Annotated in this window: 19 protein-coding genes; 5 read left to right on the top strand and 14 right to left on the bottom strand. The window is 71.8% G+C overall.

The window, feature by feature from the left end:
- Position 1: 1 nt before the first annotated feature.
- The 3 genes from ACYQ8Q_RS20230 to ACYQ8Q_RS20240 all read right to left on the bottom strand — a co-directional run bounded on the left by ACYQ8Q_RS20230 (position 2) and on the right by ACYQ8Q_RS20240 (position 4,177).
- The gene (locus ACYQ8Q_RS20230) at positions 2 to 589 is read right to left on the bottom strand and encodes a hypothetical protein (RefSeq protein ID WP_460066740.1); all 588 of its coding nucleotides are present in this window, start codon (positions 587 to 589) and stop codon (positions 2 to 4) included.
- A gap of 49 nt (positions 590 to 638) precedes the next feature.
- Positions 639 to 3,242, bottom strand: a complete 2,604-nt coding sequence (locus ACYQ8Q_RS20235; protein ID WP_460066743.1) for a bifunctional FO biosynthesis protein CofGH — start codon at positions 3,240 to 3,242, stop codon at positions 639 to 641.
- Positions 3,243 to 3,310: 68 nt separating this feature from the next.
- Positions 3,311 to 4,177 carry an LLM class F420-dependent oxidoreductase gene (locus tag ACYQ8Q_RS20240; RefSeq protein ID WP_460066745.1) on the bottom strand — a complete coding sequence of 289 codons (867 nt, stop codon included), beginning with the start codon at positions 4,175 to 4,177 and terminating at the stop codon, positions 3,311 to 3,313.
- Positions 4,178 to 4,568: 391 nt separating this feature from the next.
- Between ACYQ8Q_RS20240 and ACYQ8Q_RS20245 the strand changes: the two genes are divergently transcribed.
- Positions 4,569 to 5,387, top strand: coding sequence for a hypothetical protein (locus tag ACYQ8Q_RS20245; protein WP_460066748.1), 819 nt, complete (start codon positions 4,569 to 4,571; stop codon positions 5,385 to 5,387).
- Here the strand turns inward: ACYQ8Q_RS20245 and ACYQ8Q_RS20250 are convergent.
- Both ACYQ8Q_RS20250 and ACYQ8Q_RS20255 read right to left on the bottom strand, forming a co-directional pair.
- Entirely contained in the window at positions 5,305 to 5,898 is a 594-nt protein-coding gene (locus ACYQ8Q_RS20250; RefSeq protein WP_460066749.1) for a GNAT family N-acetyltransferase, read from the bottom strand. The two genes, ACYQ8Q_RS20245 and ACYQ8Q_RS20250, sit on opposite strands and share 83 nt — an antisense overlap.
- Positions 5,899 to 5,945: 47 nt before the next feature.
- Positions 5,946 to 6,194: a hypothetical protein gene (locus tag ACYQ8Q_RS20255; RefSeq protein WP_460066752.1), complete on the bottom strand. Its 249-nt coding sequence runs from the start codon at positions 6,192 to 6,194 to the stop codon at positions 5,946 to 5,948.
- Between the two features lie 105 nt (positions 6,195 to 6,299).
- Here ACYQ8Q_RS20255 and ACYQ8Q_RS20260 point away from each other — a divergent pair, with 105 nt between their 5' ends.
- From ACYQ8Q_RS20260 to ACYQ8Q_RS20270, 3 genes are all read left to right on the top strand, one after another.
- Positions 6,300 to 7,145: a hypothetical protein gene (locus ACYQ8Q_RS20260; RefSeq protein WP_460066754.1), complete on the top strand. Its 846-nt coding sequence runs from the start codon at positions 6,300 to 6,302 to the stop codon at positions 7,143 to 7,145.
- A gap of 7 nt (positions 7,146 to 7,152) precedes the next feature.
- Entirely contained in the window at positions 7,153 to 7,413 is a 261-nt protein-coding gene (locus ACYQ8Q_RS20265; RefSeq protein ID WP_460066756.1) for a Scr1 family TA system antitoxin-like transcriptional regulator, read from the top strand.
- 192 nt (positions 7,414 to 7,605) lie between these two features.
- Entirely contained in the window at positions 7,606 to 8,160 is a 555-nt protein-coding gene (locus ACYQ8Q_RS20270) for a hypothetical protein (protein WP_460066759.1), read from the top strand.
- Between the two features lie 67 nt (positions 8,161 to 8,227).
- Here ACYQ8Q_RS20270 and ACYQ8Q_RS20275 read toward each other — a convergent pair whose 3' ends face one another.
- Complete coding sequence (locus tag ACYQ8Q_RS20275) at positions 8,228 to 8,896, bottom strand: Type 1 glutamine amidotransferase-like domain-containing protein (protein WP_460066761.1); 669 nt, start codon at positions 8,894 to 8,896, stop codon at positions 8,228 to 8,230.
- A 90-nt stretch (positions 8,897 to 8,986) separates the two neighbouring features.
- Entirely contained in the window at positions 8,987 to 9,814 is an 828-nt protein-coding gene (locus tag ACYQ8Q_RS20280) for an endonuclease/exonuclease/phosphatase family protein (RefSeq protein ID WP_460073419.1), read from the bottom strand.
- A 100-nt stretch (positions 9,815 to 9,914) separates the two neighbouring features.
- Between ACYQ8Q_RS20280 and ACYQ8Q_RS20285 the strand changes: the two genes are divergently transcribed.
- A complete protein-coding gene (locus ACYQ8Q_RS20285) occupies positions 9,915 to 10,310 on the top strand; it encodes a nitroreductase/quinone reductase family protein (RefSeq protein ID WP_460066763.1) in 396 nt (131 codons plus the stop codon).
- Positions 10,311 to 10,362: 52 nt separating this feature from the next.
- Here ACYQ8Q_RS20285 and ACYQ8Q_RS20290 read toward each other — a convergent pair whose 3' ends face one another.
- The 7 genes from ACYQ8Q_RS20290 to ACYQ8Q_RS20320 all read right to left on the bottom strand — a co-directional run bounded on the left by ACYQ8Q_RS20290 (position 10,363) and on the right by ACYQ8Q_RS20320 (position 18,658).
- Positions 10,363 to 10,920, bottom strand: a complete 558-nt coding sequence (locus ACYQ8Q_RS20290) for a DUF3455 domain-containing protein (protein ID WP_460066764.1) — start codon at positions 10,918 to 10,920, stop codon at positions 10,363 to 10,365.
- A gap of 277 nt (positions 10,921 to 11,197) precedes the next feature.
- Positions 11,198 to 12,679: an aldehyde dehydrogenase family protein gene (locus ACYQ8Q_RS20295; protein WP_460066766.1), complete on the bottom strand. Its 1,482-nt coding sequence runs from the start codon at positions 12,677 to 12,679 to the stop codon at positions 11,198 to 11,200.
- Complete coding sequence (locus ACYQ8Q_RS20300) at positions 12,676 to 14,406, bottom strand: N-acyl-D-amino-acid deacylase family protein (protein WP_460066769.1); 1,731 nt, start codon at positions 14,404 to 14,406, stop codon at positions 12,676 to 12,678. The genes ACYQ8Q_RS20295 and ACYQ8Q_RS20300 overlap by 4 nt, the downstream gene beginning before the upstream one ends.
- Before the next feature lie 86 nt (positions 14,407 to 14,492).
- Complete coding sequence (locus ACYQ8Q_RS20305; protein WP_460066770.1) at positions 14,493 to 15,611, bottom strand: LLM class flavin-dependent oxidoreductase; 1,119 nt, start codon at positions 15,609 to 15,611, stop codon at positions 14,493 to 14,495.
- 104 nt (positions 15,612 to 15,715) lie between these two features.
- Positions 15,716 to 16,486, bottom strand: coding sequence for an SDR family NAD(P)-dependent oxidoreductase (locus ACYQ8Q_RS20310; RefSeq protein ID WP_460066772.1), 771 nt, complete (start codon positions 16,484 to 16,486; stop codon positions 15,716 to 15,718).
- A 1-nt stretch (position 16,487) separates the two neighbouring features.
- Positions 16,488 to 17,420 (bottom strand): LLM class F420-dependent oxidoreductase, encoded by a 933-nt coding sequence (locus ACYQ8Q_RS20315; RefSeq protein ID WP_460066773.1) that lies wholly within the window; start codon positions 17,418 to 17,420, stop codon positions 16,488 to 16,490.
- The gene (locus tag ACYQ8Q_RS20320; RefSeq protein ID WP_460066775.1) at positions 17,417 to 18,658 is read right to left on the bottom strand and encodes an amidohydrolase family protein; all 1,242 of its coding nucleotides are present in this window, start codon (positions 18,656 to 18,658) and stop codon (positions 17,417 to 17,419) included. Before ACYQ8Q_RS20320 ends, ACYQ8Q_RS20315 begins: the two co-directional genes overlap by 4 nt.
- Between the last annotated feature and the right edge of the window lie 36 nt (positions 18,659 to 18,694).

Here is an 18,694-nt window from a genome sequence, read left to right on the forward strand (position 1 = left end):
GTTACTCGACGACCCTGACCTTCGTCCCGAGGTCGCCGAACGCCCACAGGGCCGCCCCGTCCGCCTTCGGCATCCGGATGCCGCCGGTCTTCGCGTCGGCGGCGGCCGGGGGCGGGGAAGCCCCGTCGACGGCGTTGGAGAAGGCGATGTTGACGCCGGAGACGACCGAGAAGTAGATGACGTGCTCGATGGCGACGCCGTCGGAACCGGTCGTCGCGTCCTTGCGGACGGAGATCGTGTAGGTGCCGGGCACGGGTGCGACCGTGCCCGGCCAGACCGTGAAGGTACGGCGGGACGTGTCGTCCGCGTCGACCAGCCAGACCCGGTGGTCGGAGAGGTCGTAGACGATCCGGCGGCCGGTGCCGGAGGACTCGGGCACCCCGGTCGCGGCCGGGGAGGCCGAGGCCTTCGGCGTGGCGGACGCCTTCGCGCCCGGAGCCGCGGACGCCGACGCGCTCGGGCGGACCGCGGCGGCCGTGGGATGCGGGCCCCGCTCGGCCTGCACCGTCAGGGCGCCGACCGCGGCGATGGCGCCGACCGTCAGACCGGTGACCCAGATCCACGAGGGAAGTCGGGCAGGCACGGGCACGCATCTCCTCGGCTACAGAGCCCCTTCGATAGGGGTCGGATCATCGTACTCACTCCAGCACGGGCAGGAGTTCCGGCAGATGCCCGTCCGAGGCCCGGGCGGCGCGCTGCCGTTCCTCCGGCACCTCGCCGTACAGGGTGGTCCGCGGGCGGGCCGGGCGGCCGGCGGCCTCGGCGACCGCGATCAGGTCCCTGACCGACTTGTAGGAGCCGTAGGAGGAGCCCGCCATACGGGAGATGGTCTCCTCCATGAGGGTCCCGCCGAGGTCGTTCGCGCCGGAGCGCAGCATCTCGGCCGCGCCCTCGGTGCCGAGCTTGACCCAGCTGGTCTGGATGTTCGGAATGTGCGGGTGCAGCAGGAGTCGGGCCATCGCGGTGACCGCCCGGTTGTCGCGCATCGTCGGGCCGGGGCGGGCGATGCCGGCCAGGTAGACGGGCGCGTTGGTGTGGATGAAGGGGAGCGTCACGAACTCGGTGATGCCACCGGTCCGCTGCTGGATCCCGGCCAGGGTGCGCAGATGCCCGAGCCAGTGCCGGGGCTGGTCGACATGGCCGTACATCATCGTGGAGGTCGACGGGATGCCGACCTCGTGGGCGGTGGTGATCACCTCGATCCAGGTGGCGGCGGGCAGCTTGCCCTTGGTGAGGATCCAGCGGACCTCGTCGTCGAGGATCTCGGCGGCGGTGCCGGGGACGGAGTCCAGTCCGGCCTCCTTGGCGGCGATCAGCCACTCGCGGATCGACAGACCGGTGCGGGTCGCGCCGTTGACGACCTCCATCGGCGAGAAGGCGTGCACATGCATCCCGGGGACCTTCTCCTTCACCGCCTTCGCGATGTCGAAGTACGCCGTGCCGGGCAGGTCGGGGTGGATGCCGCCCTGCATGCACACCTCCACCGCGCCCACGTCCCAGGCCTGCCGGGCGCGGTCCGCCACCTGGTCGAGGGAGAGCGTGTAGGCGTCGGCGTCGGTGCGGCGCTGGGCGAAGGCGCAGAACCGGCAGCCGGTGTAGCAGACGTTGGTGAAGTTGATGTTCCGGGTGACGATGTAGGTGACGTCGTCGCCGACCGCGGCCCGCCGGACGTCGTCGGCGATCCGGGTCAGCGCGTCCAGCGCCGGACCGTCCGCGTGCAGCAGGGCGAGGGCCTCGGCGTCCGTGAGGCGGGTCGGGTCGTCGGCGGCCGTGGCCAGCGCCTGCCGTACGTCCGTGTCGATGCGCTCGGGCGCCATGCCGGGGGCGGCCGCCTCCCGCAGGGCGGACCAGTCGCCGTACACCTCGTCGAAGTCCGCGCGCCGGTCGGAGGTCCGGCCCTCCGTGTCGATCGAGGCATGGAGGTCGGTGCGGCCGGAGGCGGTGAAGACCTCCTCCGGCTCCTGCCACGGCCGGCCCTCGACGACCGCGTCCGGCACCGCGAGACCGGTGGCCGGGTCGGCGAGCGCGCGCACGTGCGGCAGCAGGCGGGGGTCCAGCCAGGGCTCTCCGCGCGTGACGAACTCGGGGTACACGCAGAGCCGTTCCCGCAGCGCGAACCCGGCCGCCGCGGACCGGGCGGCCAGCTCCTCGATCTGCGGCCAGGGGCGCTCGGGGTTGACGTGGTCGATGGTCAGCGGGGAGACCCCGCCCCAGTCGTCGATGCCCGCGCCGATCAGCCGCTCGTACTCGCCGGCGACCAGGTTGGGCGGGGCCTGGAGGTTGGCGGACGGACCCAGGAGGAGGCGGGCGACGGCCACCGTCGCGACCAGCTCGTCGAGTTCGGCGTCCGGCATGCCGCGCATGGCCGTGTCCGGCTTGGCGCGGAAGTTCTGGATGATCAGTTCCTGGATGCCGTGATGGGCGCGGGAGATCCTGCGGAGGGCGAAGAGGGAGTCGGCGCGCTCCTCGTACGTCTCGCCGATCCCGATCAGGATCCCGGAGGTGAAGGGGACGGAGGAGCGGCCCGCGTCCTCCAGGACCCGCAGCCGTACGGCGGGTTCCTTGTCCGGGGAGCCGTGGTGCGGGCCGCCGGGCTCCGACCACAGCCGGGTGGCGGTCGTCTCCAGCATCATGCCCATGCTGGGCGCGACCGGCTTCAGCCGCTGGAAGTCGGTCCAGGACATCACCCCGGGGTTGAGGTGCGGGAGCAGTCCCGTCTCCTCCAGGATGCGCACCGAGATCGCCCGGACGTAGGCGATGGTGTCGTCGTAGCCGTGCGCGTCGAGCCACTCGCGCGCCTCGGGCCAGCGGTCCTCGGGCTTGTCGCCGAGGGTGATGAGGGCTTCCTTGCAGCCGAGGGCCGCGCCCTTGCGGGCGATGTCGAGGACCTCGTCCGGGGACATGAACATCCCGTGCCCGGCGCGCCGCAGCTTGCCGGGGACGGTGACGAAGGTGCAGTAGTGGCACTTGTCCCGGCACAGCCGGGTGAGGGGGATGAAGACGCTCTTCGAGTACGTGATGACGCCGGGCCGGCCGGCCGCGGCCAGGCCCGCGTCACGCACCCGGGCGGCGGACGCGGCGAGGTCGTCGAGGGCCTCGCCGCGCGCCTGGAGCAGGACGGCCGTCTCGCTCACATCGAGCGCGACACCGTCCCGGGCACGTTTGAGAGCGCGACGCATGGAGTTCTCGGTGGGGCCGGGAAGAGGGCCGGGGCCGGTTCCGGAGGTCGCGGAGGTCGTCATCTCTTGAGCATACGTTCGGGCAGATCAGGGCCGGTGGGGGAGGCCGATTCGTCACGCATCGCAGGTCGTTACAGGGTGTCACTGGAAGCCGCGGTGTACGGGCCGTACACGTCGAGGAGCTTGAGGATCTCGCTCTCGCCGGCCGGCGGCAGCTGGAGCACGACCTCCTCGATGCCGAGGTCGGCGTAGTACGCGAGCTTGCCCGGGGAGGGGTGGACGGCGTACGGCACGATCTGCAGCGCCTCCGGCTCGCGCCCGGCGTCCGCCCACGCGGCGCGCAGCACCGGCAGGGTCTCGGACAGCCCGCGCCCGCCGATCGGCAGCCAGCCGTCGGCGTACTCGCAGATGTGGGCGAACAGCTTGGGCCCGGCGGCCCCGCCGATCAGCGTGCGGGGTCCGACGACCGGGCCGCGCGGCTGCTGCACGGGCTTGGGGTAGGCGCTGCTGGCGCGGACCGAGTCGTACACGCCCTCGTACGCGGTCGGTTCCTCGCTCCACAGGGCGCGCATCAGCGCCATCCGGTCGCGCACCAGCTCCCGTCGCGTCCGCCACTCGACGCCGTGGTCGGCGGCCTCCTCCACGTTCCAGCCGAAGCCGAGGCCGAGGGTGAGGCGGCCGCCGGAGAGATGGTCGACGGTGGCGATCTGCTTGGCGAGGTCGATCGGGTCGTGCTGGGCGACGAGCGTGATGCCGGTGCCGAGGCCGAGGCGCTCGGTCACGGCGGCGGCCTGGCCGAGGGCGACGAACGGGTCGAGGGTGCGGCCGTACTCGCGGGGCAGTTCGCCGCCGGCCGGGTACGGGGTGGTCCGCTCGACGGGGATGTGCGTGTGCTCGGGCACGTAGAGCCCGGCGAACCCGCGCTGTTCCAGCTCACGTGCGAGGCGGGTCGGGGTGATCGTCTCGTCGGTGAGGAAGATCGTTACGGCGATGCGCATGGCGGGCCTTTCGGTGCCGGTTCCTCTGTGTTCATGTGGGCGTGTTCATGTGGGCGTGTTCATGTGGGCCGGTTCATCTGTACCGGGAGAAGAGGTCGGTGTCCATACCGACCGGTCGGCATTGATGGGCGCTGTGAGGAGGGTGGCGCCGGCCGCGTTCACGAATCCGGTGTTCCTGGGGTGAGGGGGGCAGAGCCGGGCCGGTGCTGGAACTGCCGGAACCCGGAAAGAAGACACGGCTCTTGACTGCCTGACGCTCGCCTTTTCTGCCTGGTCATGACGGGAGAAGCTACGACGACGGGGGCCGGGCGCCGGGCGACCGGGTACGGGGGCCGAGCACGGGCGGCCGGCGCCCGGGCGGACCGGCGCGGGCGAACGGGGGGCGTCGGACGTGGCGGACAGGGACACTGGCGGGAGCACCGGCACCGGCACCGGCAGGAGCAGCATCACGCACAGACGGGGCAGGCGCCCCGGGCAACACTCCGCGGCGCGGACGCGGGCGTGGGGCGCGCTGCTGCTGACGCTGTCCCTGATCCCGGCCCTGGCCTGCTACTTCGCCTTCGCCCTCTGGCTCCCCGACGACATCGACCGCTACCGGGACTACAGCGGGGCCGAGCCCTGTGCCGCGGGCACCGCACCGCGGGAGTACGAGGACTGCCTCCGCACGGTCGCCTTCACGGTGGAGGGGACGAGGATCAAGGGCGGCAGGAGCGGCGTCTACGAGGCCACGCTCTCGGGGGCGCCCTTCTGGAACGGCGTCCTGGGCTTCGGCGACTCGGGCCCGCTGCTGCACGAGCTGGAACGGGGCGACCGGGTCACCGGCACGGTCTGGCGCGGCGAGATCATGTCGGTCAGCCGCGACGGCGTCCGCCAGGAGTCCTCCGACGAGCCCCGCGACGAGCCCCAGATGGCCGCCGCGCTCGGCACCTGCGCGGGCCTCCTGGCGGCCATGGCCCTCACCGTCGGCACGGCCCGGCTGACCAGGCCGCGCCCGCCTCAGCCGTTCCCCTGGCGCGGCTGGGGCAAGCCGATGCTGATCGTCCTCTCCGTCGGCTGCCCCCTCCTGGGCCTTGTGGGGGTGTGGTGGGACATCCCCTGGTGGCTGTTCCCCCCGGTCCTCGTCCCCCTCATGGGGTACACGGCGTGGGAGCTGCACCGCTATCCGCGGCGCCGCCCGAGGTCGGCAGCGGATTCCGGCAGCGTGACATGACGTGCACGCGCCGGCCGTGGCCGGGTACGTGTGTGGTGCGGTCGAGGGTCATGCCGAGTTTGGTCATCACGCGGGCCGAGGCGTGGTTGTCGACGTGGCAGATGCTGACGACGCGGTCGAGCCCCGCCTCCTCGAAGGCGAACGCCAGGACCACTCGGGCCGCTTCGGTGGCATAGCCCCGCCCCCAGGAGCGGCGTCTCAGCCGCCAGCCGATCTCCACCGCGGGCAGGACCTCGGGGAGGAAGGCCGGAACGGCGAGGCCCACCCAGCCGATCAGTTCGCCGCTCTCCGTCTCCTCGGCGGCGAACAGACCGTAGCCGCGCTCGTCCCAGCCCGCGCGCATCCGGGCCAGCGCCGCCGCGCTCCGCTCACGGGTGCCGGGGGAGCCGTCGCCGATGTAGCGCATGACCTCGGGATCCGCCTCCATCTCCGCGAGGGCGTCCAGGTCGGCGTCCCGCCACTGTCGCAGCAACAGCCGTTCGGTGGGGAGCTCGGGGTGGGGTCGTCGCACGGAGTTCTTCCCTTCCGGTTGTCCGTGTTGTTCGCGTTGTCCGTGGTTCAGAAGGCGCAGCGCCACCAGCGAGGGGGCGGATCGGAGGAGGGGACGGCTTCGGGGTGTTCGAGGATTCTCAGGTCGAGGGGGGTGACCAGGGCGCGGAGTTCGCGGGAGCTCTTCCTGGGGAGGGCGTGGATCGCCAGTTCCAGCAGGCCTCGTTCGTCGGAGAGCCGGCCGGGCCTCGAGTGACGGTGGTGGGCGGCGAAGCGCCTGCTGTCCGCTCTGAGGCGGGAAGGGCGCCTACGCGGCACGGCCCTTTCGGTGGCGGGTCATGGGCGGAAGTCTGGCACACGGGCCCGCGACACGCTCCGCGTTTCGCTCGCCGGAGCCCCCGCCCCGGCATCTAGTCTCAGCCCGTGGAACAGCCCGAGCAGCGCGCCGAGGGCGCGGGACCGTTCACGACCCGGCTCACCTGGCGGCCTCCCGGTGGCGGCACCGCCGTCTGGGAGTCACGGCCGGCCCGGCGGCAGGGGATCATCGCCGTCCGCGCGCCCGGCGCGGCCGTCGGCCGGCACACCAGCGCCGACGCGGTCGCCGTCCGCCGGCTGCGCCTGCTCAACGCCGTCGCCGCGACCGCCTTCGTCATCGGCGGGGCGCTCTTCGCGGCGGGCGCGGCTGTCGCCCAGTTCGGCTCGGGGGACGCCACCACGTGCGCGTCGATCTACTTCGCCGGGGGCCTCTTCTTCAACACGGGTGGTTTCGTCTCCCTCCTCCAGGTCGTCAACGCGCCCCGCCACGTCCCCGGCGGCGAGGGCCGGCTGGTCACGCCCCCGTGGCGCTGGTGGAGTTACGAGCCCACGCGCATCGACTGGCTGAGCGTGTTCGTCCTCTTCGTCGGCACCCTGGTCTTCGGCGTCAACCTGCTGGACTCCTTCCTTCAGGGGCTGAGCGTGCAGCAGGTCAACCGGCTGATCTGGGTGCCGGACGTGATCGGCTGCATGCTCTTCCTGATCTCCGGCCACCTCGGCTTCTCCGAGATCTGCCACGGCCACCGGCCCTGTCTGCGCTGCCGCAGCCTCGGCTGGTGGATCGTCGCCGTGAACCAGTTCGGTTCCGTCCTCTTCATGGTCTCGGCGATCGCCGCCTACACCCGCCCCGCGACGGACAGCCTCGTCAACGCGGACATCGCCAACTGGGGCACGCTGCTGGGCGCGGCCTGCTTCTCGGTCGGCGGGGTGCTCCAGCTCTTCGAGCGCCCCTGACACCGGCGTGGGGGTTCTTCGGACGGCGGCCGCCAGCCGGGGATCGCTCGGCCCACCGCGGGGTCTCGTCCGATCGTCAGGCTACTTCGTGAGCGGCGCCGTGCCGACTCTCGACACAGCCCTGTTGGACCAGTCCCACGGCCCGGTTTTTATCGACTCCGAAGCTCAACTGGCGCAGTACCGGCTGCTTCTGGACCGGTTGGAAGCCACGGCGCTCGACCCCTCCGAATCACGGAACCTCATCCGAGACCTGACGGAAAGCCTGTGAAGGAACCAGACATGCAAACCGACACCTGGCAGAAGTCCTCGTACTGTGCCCAAGGCGAAGCCTGCGTCCACATATCCACAGCCCCCCACCCCCGCCGCCTTCGCCGCCCTCCTCCACGCCCTTGGCGGGAACCCGGACGGCCGTCGTCCGCGTCCTCGCCTCTGATCGGATCCGATACGGAGGGGGCTGCACATGAACGCGGGGCAGCAGACGGAGTTCCATGCCTCGTGCGGGCACTTGATCTCGGCTCCGGCCGACCGGGCCGGGCAGGACGTGCGCTGCCCCCACTGCCACCAGGTGGTCGGTGTCCCGCGGCCCGACGTGCCGTACGCCTCGGCCGTCCCCGTGCCCGCCAGTGCCGTCGAGCCGGTCGGGCTGACCGCCGTCTATGTGATCGCGCTGCTCGGCGGCCTCGCCGCAGCCGGTTACGTCTACCTGGTCGCGTTCGACGACTTCTCGGAGTCCGAGCTGGTCTCGGTCACCCCGCTGTGGTTCTTCCCGATCGTCCTCGGGCTGTACGGCTTCGTCTCCCAGCGGCTGCTTCGCCGGATCGCGACGGGCCGTGCGAGAACCCTGAACGAGGCCGCCCGGGTGTCGATCGACGTGGCCGGGCACTGGGCGGCCCTGGTCCTCTTCCCCTTCCTGGTGCTGAGGTGGCGCAGCTCGCTGCTCGTGTCGCTGGCGGCGGCGGTCTTCTGGGCCGTGCTGCTCCGGCTCTTCTTCGCGCTCGTCTTCCCGAGCCTCTAGGACGATGTCCCGGTGAACAGGAGGCCGGGGCCCACCTCCTGAAGCGTGAGCCCCGCCACGCGTCGGGTCACGGATGGAACCGCCACCGGCCTTCAGAAATCACATCCACCTTGCCGTCCCTGACGCGAACAGCCGTCTCGTCGTCGATGAAGTAGATCGGGAAGTCCGCCCGCGCGGCAATACGATCGGCCCAGGCGTCGTCCCGTTCGGGGAAGTCCGGCGAGTACAGATGGGGCTTGAGATACCAGTCGAAGAGGCCGAACGGTGGCTCCACGGTCGTCGCGCCGAGCACGTGGAGGTCCGCGGCGTCCCCGATGACGTCGGCGGAGTGCCCGGTGAGATTCCGGCTGAGGATCATTGATCCGGCGCTGACCCCCACATAGACCCGGCTCTCCAGCGCCTCCAGGAAGCCGTCGGCCAGGCCGTTGCCGGTGATGCTGCGCGCGAGGTGGTAGTGGCTGCCGCCCTCGACATAGATGACGTCGGCGTGGAGCAGCCGGTCGAGCACCATCTGCCGGGGCAGGCCGTTCAGCTCCAGGACGTCGAACTCACGCCAGCCGAGGCCGTGCAGCCGGTTCATGTCCGTGACGAACCACCCGTGGTCCCCGGGCTCGGCGACTGATGCCGTGGGAACGTAGACGACGTTCGCCGATCCGAACGGCTTTCCCAGCATGTCCCGCAGCGCATCCCGCAGCGTCTCGTTGCGCAAGCCACTCGCCGTCAGCAGAAAGTTCATCGAGCGAGCCAAGCACGGCTGACGGGCGCGCGCAACGAACCCAGGTTTTCCCCCCAGACCGTCATGGCATGGCACATCAGGAACAGGCGCTCAGCCGCCCTCCGCCAGGTCCGCCACCACCGCCGCATGGTCCGACGGCCACACCCCGTCCACCGGGGCCAGCCCCGCACGGCGTACGCCGAGCACATGGCCCTCGCCGACCGGCCCGGGTGGGCCCACGTGGATGTAGTCGATGCGGGCAGGGGGTTCCAGTACACGGGCGGCGTACGGGTTCTCGGGGGTCCAGGTCACGGACGGGGCGGACGGGTCGGCGTAGTCCCAGGCGTCGTGGAGGATCTGGCCGGGGACGGCCGGAGCGGTGCGGATGCCGCCGAAGAGACGGAGTTCGTCGGAGTCGGGGCGGGCGTTGAAGTCGCCGGTGACGACGGGCGGATGAGGGGTGCCGCCCGCTGTCGAGGACACGAACTCCGCCAGCGCCCCGACCTGTTCGCAGCGGACGGCGGACGTGCCCGGCGCCGAGGTCAGGTGGACCGTGAAGAACGGGATGTCGTACGACGGGGTCGCCAGGCGGGCGTAGAGCGCCGCCCGGCCGTCCGCCACCTCGGCGGGGGCCGGGAGGAGCAGCGTCCGCTGCTCGGTCACCGGCCAGCGGCTGAGGACCGCGTTGCCGATGTCCACGCCCTCGGAGTCCGCGATGCGGCGGCGCCAGCGTTCGGGGGAAGGGGAAGGGGCCCACGCGCAGTGCAGGCCCAGGTCGGCGGCGAGCCACTCCGCGAGGTTCTCGCCGTCCGCCGCCGCCCACACCTCCTGGAGACCGACCACGTCGGGCCGCAGGTCCCGCAGGACGGCGAGGATCGCCTTCTGCCGCTCGCGCCACGGCCCGAAGCGCCACCAGAGGTTCCAGGTCACCACTCGCACGACAGGCACCCGCTCTCGTCACGACGACGGCATGGGCGACCATTGAAGCAAGCGAAGCAAGTGACGCAGCAGAGCCTCACGTGAAGGAGTCCACCGGCCGATGTCCCGCCCCCACGACCTCCGCTTCCGCGCGACCACCGCCTTCCAGCGGCATGTCGCCAATCCGCTCATGCGCCGACTGCCGTTCCACACGCTCCTGGAGACCACCGGCCGCGTCTCCGGCCGGCCCCGGCGCACCCCGCTGGGCGGGCGGCGGGTCGGGGACACCTTCTGGCTGGTGTCGGAGTTCGGGGAGCGGTCGCAGTACGTCCGCAACATCAAGGCCGATCCGCGGGTACGGGTGCGGATATCCGGCCGCTGGCACACCGGCACGGCCCACCTGCTCCCCGACGACGACCCGGTGGCGAGACTGCGCACCCTGCCCAGGGCGAACAGCACGGCCGTACGGGCCCTGGGGACGCGGTTGCTGACGGTGCGGGTGGATCTGGACGGATGAGACGCGAGCAGTGGCTCCCTCGCACCGGGAGCCACTGCGCAGCGAACAACGCCTACTTGGCGGTCTTGTAGAACGCGTACGTCGCCGTGTACGGCACGCTGACCTGGTCCGTGCCCGTGCAGGCCGTCGTCGGGGCGACGCCGCCCGTGGTGTTCAGGCGCTGGATGTAGGTGACGCCGGCGAAGGTGCCCGTGCCGCGCGTGGCGGTGGCCTGCAGCAGCAGCTCCGGGATGGTGCCGGTCTTGGGCGAGTTGGCGATCGCGGAGGCGTTCACCGCGCTGCCGTCGACCGTGGAGACCCAGACCGGGCCGCGGGAGTGCAGGGCGACGGTGCGCCCTCTCTTGTCGGAGAGGGTGGCGGCGGGCTCCAGGAGCTTCCAGGCGCCGTCGGTGCAGGTGTAGGTCTGCACACCGTGGGCGGGGAAGACTCCGGTCAGCTTGTTGCCGTCGGGGACGGCGAGGGCGGCCGGGGCGGCCGGGGCCTTCACGGCGGCCGCGGCGGGGGCGGGCTCCGTGGCGGCGGCGTTGCCCGCGGTGGTGCCCAGGAAGAGGCCGGCGGCCGCGGTGGCGGCGGCCGTGGTGGTGAGGACGAGACGCTTGGCGTGCTTCAAGTGAGCTCTCCGCAAAGGTTTCTGACGAAGGAGTGCCTGGCAGAGGGAGTCCGACAGACGTTGCCCGGCCGATGGTGCCCGACCGGTGTTGTCCGTCTGATGTTTCCCGGGTCCACGGCAGGGGTAGACCGCCCTGATGGGCCGTCCGCGTCCGTGGCCCCCTGGGCCGGGACGCTACGGGCTCGCCGGAGGATTTCCAGCCCCATCGGCCGAATGTGGACCTCTCGCACTCCCGGTCTGCCCGCCCGGGACAGCCCCCGTGGTGCCAAAGGGCACCTCACCCCGGCCAGACGATCGCCTGCACCTCGCTGTAGGCGTGCAGCGCGTACGAACCGACGTCGCGGCCCACCCCGCTCTTCTTGAAGCCGCCGAACGGCGCCTCCATGTTGCGGCCGACGGTGTTGACGCCGACGCCGCCGGCCCGCAGCCGGCGGGCCACACGGAAGGCGCGGGCCACGTCGCCGGACCAGACGTAGTCGATGAGGCCGTAGTCGCTGTCGTTGGCCAGGGCCACGCCCTCGTCCTCCTCGTCGAAGGGGATGACGACCACCACCGGTCCGAAGATCTCCTCCCGGGCCACCCGCATGTCGTTGGTGCAGTCCGCGAGGAGGGTCGGGCGGATGTGGAAACCGCGGGAGGGGAGCCCCTGGCCCGCGTCGTCCCCGCCCAGGACCGTCGCGCCCTCCTTGCGGCCGAGTTCGACGTACGACTCGACACGGTCGCGGTGGGCGGCGGAGATCACCGGGCCGACCACCGTGTCCCGCTCCCTGGGGTCGCCGACCTTCAACCGGGCCGCGTACGCCGCCAGTTGTTCCACCAGGCGCCCGTACACCCCGCGCTGGGCCAGCACCCGGGTCGGGGCCGTGCAGATCTGTCCGCTGTAGAAGGAGAAGGTGGTGCCGATCCCGGCGACGGCCGAGCCGAGGTCCGCGTCGTCGAAGACGAGCGCCGCGCCCTTCCCGCCCAACTCCATGAGCTGGCGTTTCATCGTCCGCCCGCACACCTCGCCGATCCGCTGCCCGACCGCCGTCGAACCGGTGAAGCTCACCATGTCCACGTCCGGCGACTCCACGACCGCCTCGCCGACGGCGACCGCCTGCCCGGAGACGACGTTCACCACCCCGCGCGGCGCCCCGGCCGCCTCCAGCGCCTCCGCCATCCGGTACACCGACAGGGGGTCCTGCGGGGCCGGCTTCACGACCACCGTGTTGCCCATGGCCAGCGCGGGGGCGACCTTCCCGGCCGGGTTCGCCCAGGGGTTGTTGTACGAGGTGATGCAGGCGACGACCCCGACCGGCTGGCGTACGGCGAGCGCGCCCATCACGCCCGCCCTCCCCATCGGCCCGGCCTCGTTGATCTGCGGTGCTATCGCCCACTCGGCGGGCTCCACGCGCGCGTAGCGCCGGAATCGGGCCGCGGCCACCCCCACCTGCATCCCGCGGGCGGTACCGGTCGTGGCGCCGGTCTCGGCCTGGGCGAGCAGGGCGTACGGCTCCAGCTGCCCCCGGATGATGTCGGCGGCCCGGCCCAGCACCGCCGCCCGCTCCTCCGGTGCCGTGCGGGACCACGGACCGAAGGCCTCCCGGGCCGCCGCGCAGGCCGCGAGGGCCTGCTCCCGGGAGGCCTCCGGCGCCCCGCCGACGGTCTCCTCGGTCGCCGGGTCGGTCACCTCGTAGTGCCCGGCGTCCGGCTCGACCCACGCCCCGCCGACGAACAGCCGCTGCCCGTCGCCCCCTTGGGGAGCCGGCCGGGAACTCACCGGGTGCCCACCGTCTCGGTGTCCCGCCCCGACCGCAGCACCCGCCCCGGCACCGCCCCGGTCACCACGTCGTCGCGGATGGCCTCGACCCCGTTGACCCAGACCGCCCGTACGCCCACCGCCCGGGAGTCCAGCCGGGGACTGTCACCCGGCAGGTCGTGCACCAGGGTGGCCTTGCCCGCGTCGATCCGCTCCGGGTCGAACAGGACGAGGTCCGCATGCCAGCCCTCCCGCACCCGCCCGCGTTCCCGCAGCCCGAACAGCCGCGCCGGGTCGTCGGTCAGCATCTTCACGGCCTGCTCCAGGCTCGTCAGCCGCCGCCCGCGCAGGCAGTCGCCCAGGAAGCGGGTGGTGTACGGCGCTCCGCACATCCGGTCCAGATGCGCGCCCGCGTCGGAGCCGCCGAGCAGCACGTCCTCGTGCTGCCAGGCCTCGGCGCGCATCGCCCAGGACGCGGGGTCGTTGTCGGTGGGCATGGGCCACAGCACCGTCCGCAGCTCGTCGGCGGCGCAGACCTCCACCAGACAGCTGAACGGGTCCAGCCCCCTCTCCCGGGCGATGTCCTCCACCACCCGCCCGGTGAGCCCCTCGTTGGCCGCGCTGTACGTGTCGCCGATGACGTACCGCCCGAAGTCGGTCAGCCGCCGGAAGACGCCCGCCTCCTCGGACCCGGCCCGCCGCACCAGCTCGGCCCGTACCGCCGGATCCGCCAGCCGCTCGATCCGCTCCGGCACCGGCAGCCCGAGGACCTCCCCCCACCCGGGGATCAGGTTCAGCGCGCAGAACGTGCCCAGGGACATGTTCATCGGCGTGAGGATCGGCATGGTGAGCGCCACCACCCGGCCGCCGGCCTTGCGCGCCCGCTCGCTCGCCACCAGCTGCCGGGGCACCCGCTCCGGGACGGCCGAGTCGATCGTCAGCACGTTCCAGTTCAGGGGCCGCCCGGCCGCCGCGCTCATCTCCACGAACAGATCGATCTCGGCGTCGCTGAACTGGTCCAGGCACCCCGCGACGATCGCCTCGATCTGCGTCCCCTCGTGCTCACCGACGGCCCGGGAGAGGGCCAGCAGCTCCCCCGGCCCCGCGTGCCGCGAGGCGACGGGCTGCCCGTCCCCGTCCGAGTGCGTGGACGACTGGGTGGTCGAGAAGCCCCAGGCACCCGCCTCCATGGCCTCGTGCAGCAGCCGTACGATCTCGCCGAGCTGCTCCTCACTCGGCTGCCCTCCCACCGCGTCCGCCCCCATCACATACCGCCGCAGCGCACAGTGCCCCACCATGAACCCGGCGTTGACGGCGATCCGCCCCTCCAGGGCGTCCAGATACTCCCCGAACGCACTCCAGCTCCACGGCGCCCCCTCCTCCAGCGCCACCAGCGACATCCCCTCCACCTTGGACATCATGCGGCGGGTGTAGTCGGCGTCCGAGGGCCGGGAGGGATTCAGCGGCGCCAGGGTGAACCCGCAGTTCCCGGCGGCGACCGTCGTCACCCCGTGGTTGAGGGACGGGGTCGCGTACGGGTCCCAGAAGAGCTGGGCGTCGTAGTGGGTGTGCGGATCGACGAACCCGGGGGCGAGGACGAGCCCGGTGGCGTCCTCGGCGGTCCGGGACTCCTCGGTGATCGTGCCGACGACGGCGATCCGACCGTCGCGGATACCGACGTCGGCGACGAACGCGGCCGCACCGGTCCCGTCGACGACGGTCGCACCTTTGATGACGTGATCAAGCATGGGGTTCCCTTTTCAACTCCGTGACCGAAAAGGGGCGCGGGGAACTGCGCGACCAGCCACAACGCACCCGCACCCGCCGACGGCGATCAAGCAGCTTGACGGAACCGCGTCGTCCGGTGGACGGGATCCGTGTCGATCTTCGGAATCACGTGCTCCCCGATCAGCCGGATCGTCTGCAGCGTCTCCTCCTTCGGCACCCCCACCGGCAGCCCGAACGACAACTGATCGGCCCCGGCCTGCTCCCACCGCTTGCACTGCCGCAGCACCTCGTCCGGATCCCCGCAGATCAGCAGCTCCTCCTCCACGAGCAGCTCCACGAACTCCGGCGTGTACTCGGGCAGCGTCTCGGGCCACACGGGGAACCCCTCGGGCCGCGGGAAGGTGTCGTGGTACCGGAAGACGAGCGACGGCAGGTAGTGCAGCCCCCCGTTCACCGCGATCCGAATGGCCTCGTCGTGCGTCGGCGCGCAGATCGCCGTCGTCGTCACCATCACGTTGTCGTTGACGAAGTCCCCGACGGGTTCCGCGTTGACGATCGCGGTCTTGTACTTCTCCAGCACCCACTCCATGTCGGAGACCTTCTGGATGCTGAACCCGAGCACGCCGAGCCCCTTCCGCGCCGCCATCTCGTACGACGGCGGCGACCCGGCCGCGTACCACATCGCCGGATGCGACTTGCCGTACGGCTTGGGCAGCACCTTCCGCGGCGGGAGCTGCCAGTGCTTGCCCTGGAAGCCGGCGTACTCGTCCTGGAGCCACATCTTGGGGAACTCCGCGATGGTCTCCTCCCAGATCTCCTTCGTGTAGTTCATGTCGGTGATACCGGGGAGGAACCCGAGGATCTCGTGCGACCCGGCGCCCCGCCCGCTGCCGAACTCGAAGCGGTTCTCGCTGAGATGGTCGAGCATGGCGACCTTCTCGGCGACCTTCACGGGGTGGTTGACCTGGGCGAGGGGGTTGAAGATGCCCGATCCGAGGTGGATCCGTTCCGTCGCGTGGGCGAGGTAGGCGAGGAACACCTCGTTGGCGGAGAGGTGGGAGTACTCCTCCAGGAAGTGGTGCTCCGACGCCCAGGCGTACTTGAAGCCGGACCTGTCCGCCTGGATGACGTACTCGGTCTCCTCCATCAGCGCCTTGTGCTCGGCGAGGGGGTCGGTCTCGGCGCGCTTACCCACGTATCCCTGTACAAAGAGCCCGAATTCCACGGAGGTTCACCGTCCCTGGATCAGTTTTCTGACACATCGTCAGTTTTGCAGACTCTGACACCACCCGCATGAGGGGTCAATAGCTGACGGACAGTCAGATGGCGTCAGATGACACTGACCCCCGCCAGCCACCCGCCGTCGATCACGAACGGCTGCCCGGTGATGTACGAGGAGTCCTCGGCGGTGAGGAACAGCGCCAGCCGGGCCACCTCCTCGGCCCGTCCGATCCGGCCCAGCGGCACGAGCTTGCGGTAGAGCTGGTCCAGGGCCCGGGTGGTCTCCTCGGGGTCCGCGTCGGGGTCCAGCCGGGCCGGGTTGGACATCGCGGTGTCGATGGCGCCGGGGCACACCGCGTTGACCCGGATGCGGCGGGGCGCGAGCTCCAGGGCGGCGACCCGGGTGAGGCCGAGCACGGCGTGCTTGGTCGCCGCGTAGGCGCCGACGGCCGCCATGCCGGTGAGCCCGGTGTAGGAGGCGGTGTTGACGATGGTGCCGCCGTCGGCGAGCTGGGGCGCGACCGTGCGCACACCCAGGAAGCAGCCGACCTGGTTGACCTGCACGACCTGCATGAACTCGTCGAGAGGCGTGTCGACGAGGGCGTTGAAGCGCAGGATCCCGGCGTTGTTGACCAGCCCGTCGAGATGCCCGTACGCCTCCTTCGCGGCCCGTACGGCGGCGGTCCACTCCTCCTCGCGGCCGACGTCGAGATGGACGTAGAGCGCGTCGATCTCCTCGGCGAGGGCCCGGCCCTGGTCGTCGAGGACGTCGGCGACGACGACCCAGGCGCCCTCCTCCCGGAACAGCCGCGCCTCCTGTTCGCCCTGCCCGCGCGCGGCGCCGGTGACCAGGACGACTCTTCCGTCGAGCTTGCCCATCTCAGTCTCCTCGCAGGCGGGGTGCCACCTCGGCCCCGAACGCCGTGATCTGGTCGGTGAGTTCGGCGCGGTCGCGGCAGCGGAAGCGGACCTGGATCTGGTCCACGCCCATCGCGGCGTAGGCGCCGAGGGACTCCGCGAGGGCCTCGGGGGGCCCGGTGAGGGTGCGGCGGCCGGTGTCCCAGGCGGGGGTGCCGACGTAGAGGGGCTCGGTGATGGCGCCGATCGTGAACGGGGACCCGGACCCCTCCCGCAGCCGCCGTATCCGCTCGATCTGCGCGGGCAGCCGGTCCCGGGGGTCTCCCTGGGGCAGCCAGCCGTCCCCCTTGAGGGCGGCCCGGCGGACCGCCGCCGGGGAGGAGCCGCCGACCCACAGCGGCACCCGCGCCTGGGCCGGCCGGGGCCGCTGTCCGAGCCCCTCGAAGTCGTACCGCTTGCCGTGGTGGACCGGGAACTCCTCCGGCCCCAGCGCGGCCCGCAGCGCGTCGATCGTCTCGTCCAGTACGGCGCCCCGACGCTCGAAGTCGGCCCCGAGCGCCTCGAACTCCTCCCGTACGTGTCCGGCGCCGACCCCGAGGATCAGCCGGCCGCCCGAGAGCGCGTCCAGGGTGGCGTACTGCTTGGCCGTGACGAGGGGGTGGCGCAGTCCGACCACCGCGACATGGCTGAGCAGCCGGACGTGTTCGGTGACGGCGGCGAGGTGGGCGAGGGTGGCCACGGGGTCGTACCAGACCGTGCTCATCGCGTCCGCGAGGCGGCGCGGGATCGCGACATGGTCGCAGCAGGCGACATAGGCGAATCCGGCGCGGTCCGCGGCGCGGGCGAGCGCCACGAGGTCCGCCGGGCCCGCGTCCGCCTCCCAGGGCTCGGCGAACATCGCGGACTGGGACTGGACGGGGAGCTGGATGCCGTAGGCGAGCCGCCCCGGGCTCATGCGGGGCTCCACAGGCCGTCCGGGGTCAGGCCCAGCAGGTCGATGGCGTTGCCGCGGACGATCCGCTCGACGACCTCCGGGTCCAGATGGCCCATCTGGGCCTCGCCGACCTCGCGGGACTTGGGCCAGGTGGAGTCGGAGTGGGGGTAGTCGGTCTCGTAGAGGACGTTGCCGAGGCCGATGGAGTCCAGGTTGCGCAGGCCGAAGGCGTCGTCGAAGAAGCAGCCGTAGACGTGGTCGGCGAAGAGCTCGGACGGCGGCCGGTGGACCTTGTCGGCGACCCCGCCCCAGCCGCGGTTCTCCTCCCAGACGACGTCGGCGCGCTCCAGGATGTAGGGGATCCACCCGATCTGGCCCTCGGCGTACATCACCTTCAGGTTGGGGAAGCGTTCGAACTTGCCGCTCATCAGCCAGTCGACCATCGAGAAGCAGCAGTTGGCGAAGGTGATGGTGGAACCGACGGCGGGCGGGGCGTCCGCCGAGGTGGAGGGCATCCGGCTGGACGAGCCGATGTGCATGGCGACGACCGTGCCGGTCTCGTCGCAGGCGGCGAGGAACGGGTCCCAGTAGTCGGTGTGGACCGAGGGCAGGCCCAGGTGCGGGGGTATCTCGGAGAAGGCGACGGCGCGGACGCCGCGGGCGGCGTTGCGGCGGACCTCGGCGGCGGCCAGTTCGGCGTCCCACAGGGGGATGAGGGTGAGCGGGATCAGCCGGCCCCGGGCCTGCGGGCCGCACCACTCCTCCACCATCCAGTCGTTGTAGGCGCGCACGCAGAGCAGGCCCAGCTCGTGGTCGGCGGCCTCGGTGAAGGTCTGGCCGCAGAACCGCGGGAAGGTGGGGAAACACACCGCGGACTGCACGTGGTTGACGTCCATGTCGGCGAGCCGGGAGGGGACGTCGTAGGAGCCGGGGCGCATCTGCTCGTAGGTGATGACCTCCAGCTTGATCTCGTCCCGGCTGAAGCCGACGGCGGTGTCGAGGCGGGTGAGGGGGCGCTTGAGGTCCTCGTAGACCCACCAGTCGCCGAGCGGGCCGTCGTCGCCGGGTCCGCCCATGACGGGCTTGAAGTGGCCGCCGAGGAAGGTCATCTCCTTCAGCGGGGCGCGCACGATGCGCGGTCCGGTGTCGAGGTGCTTCTTCGGGAGCCGGTCCTGCCAGACGGTGGGGGGTTCGACGGTGTGGTCGTCGACGGAGATGATCAGCGGGAGAGGGGTCGTGGTGCCGGATGTGGTCTCCATGGGGGCACGGTAGCGCCGATCTGACGACCCGTCAGC

This window comes from Streptomyces sp. YKOK-I1 (assembly GCF_054660435.1).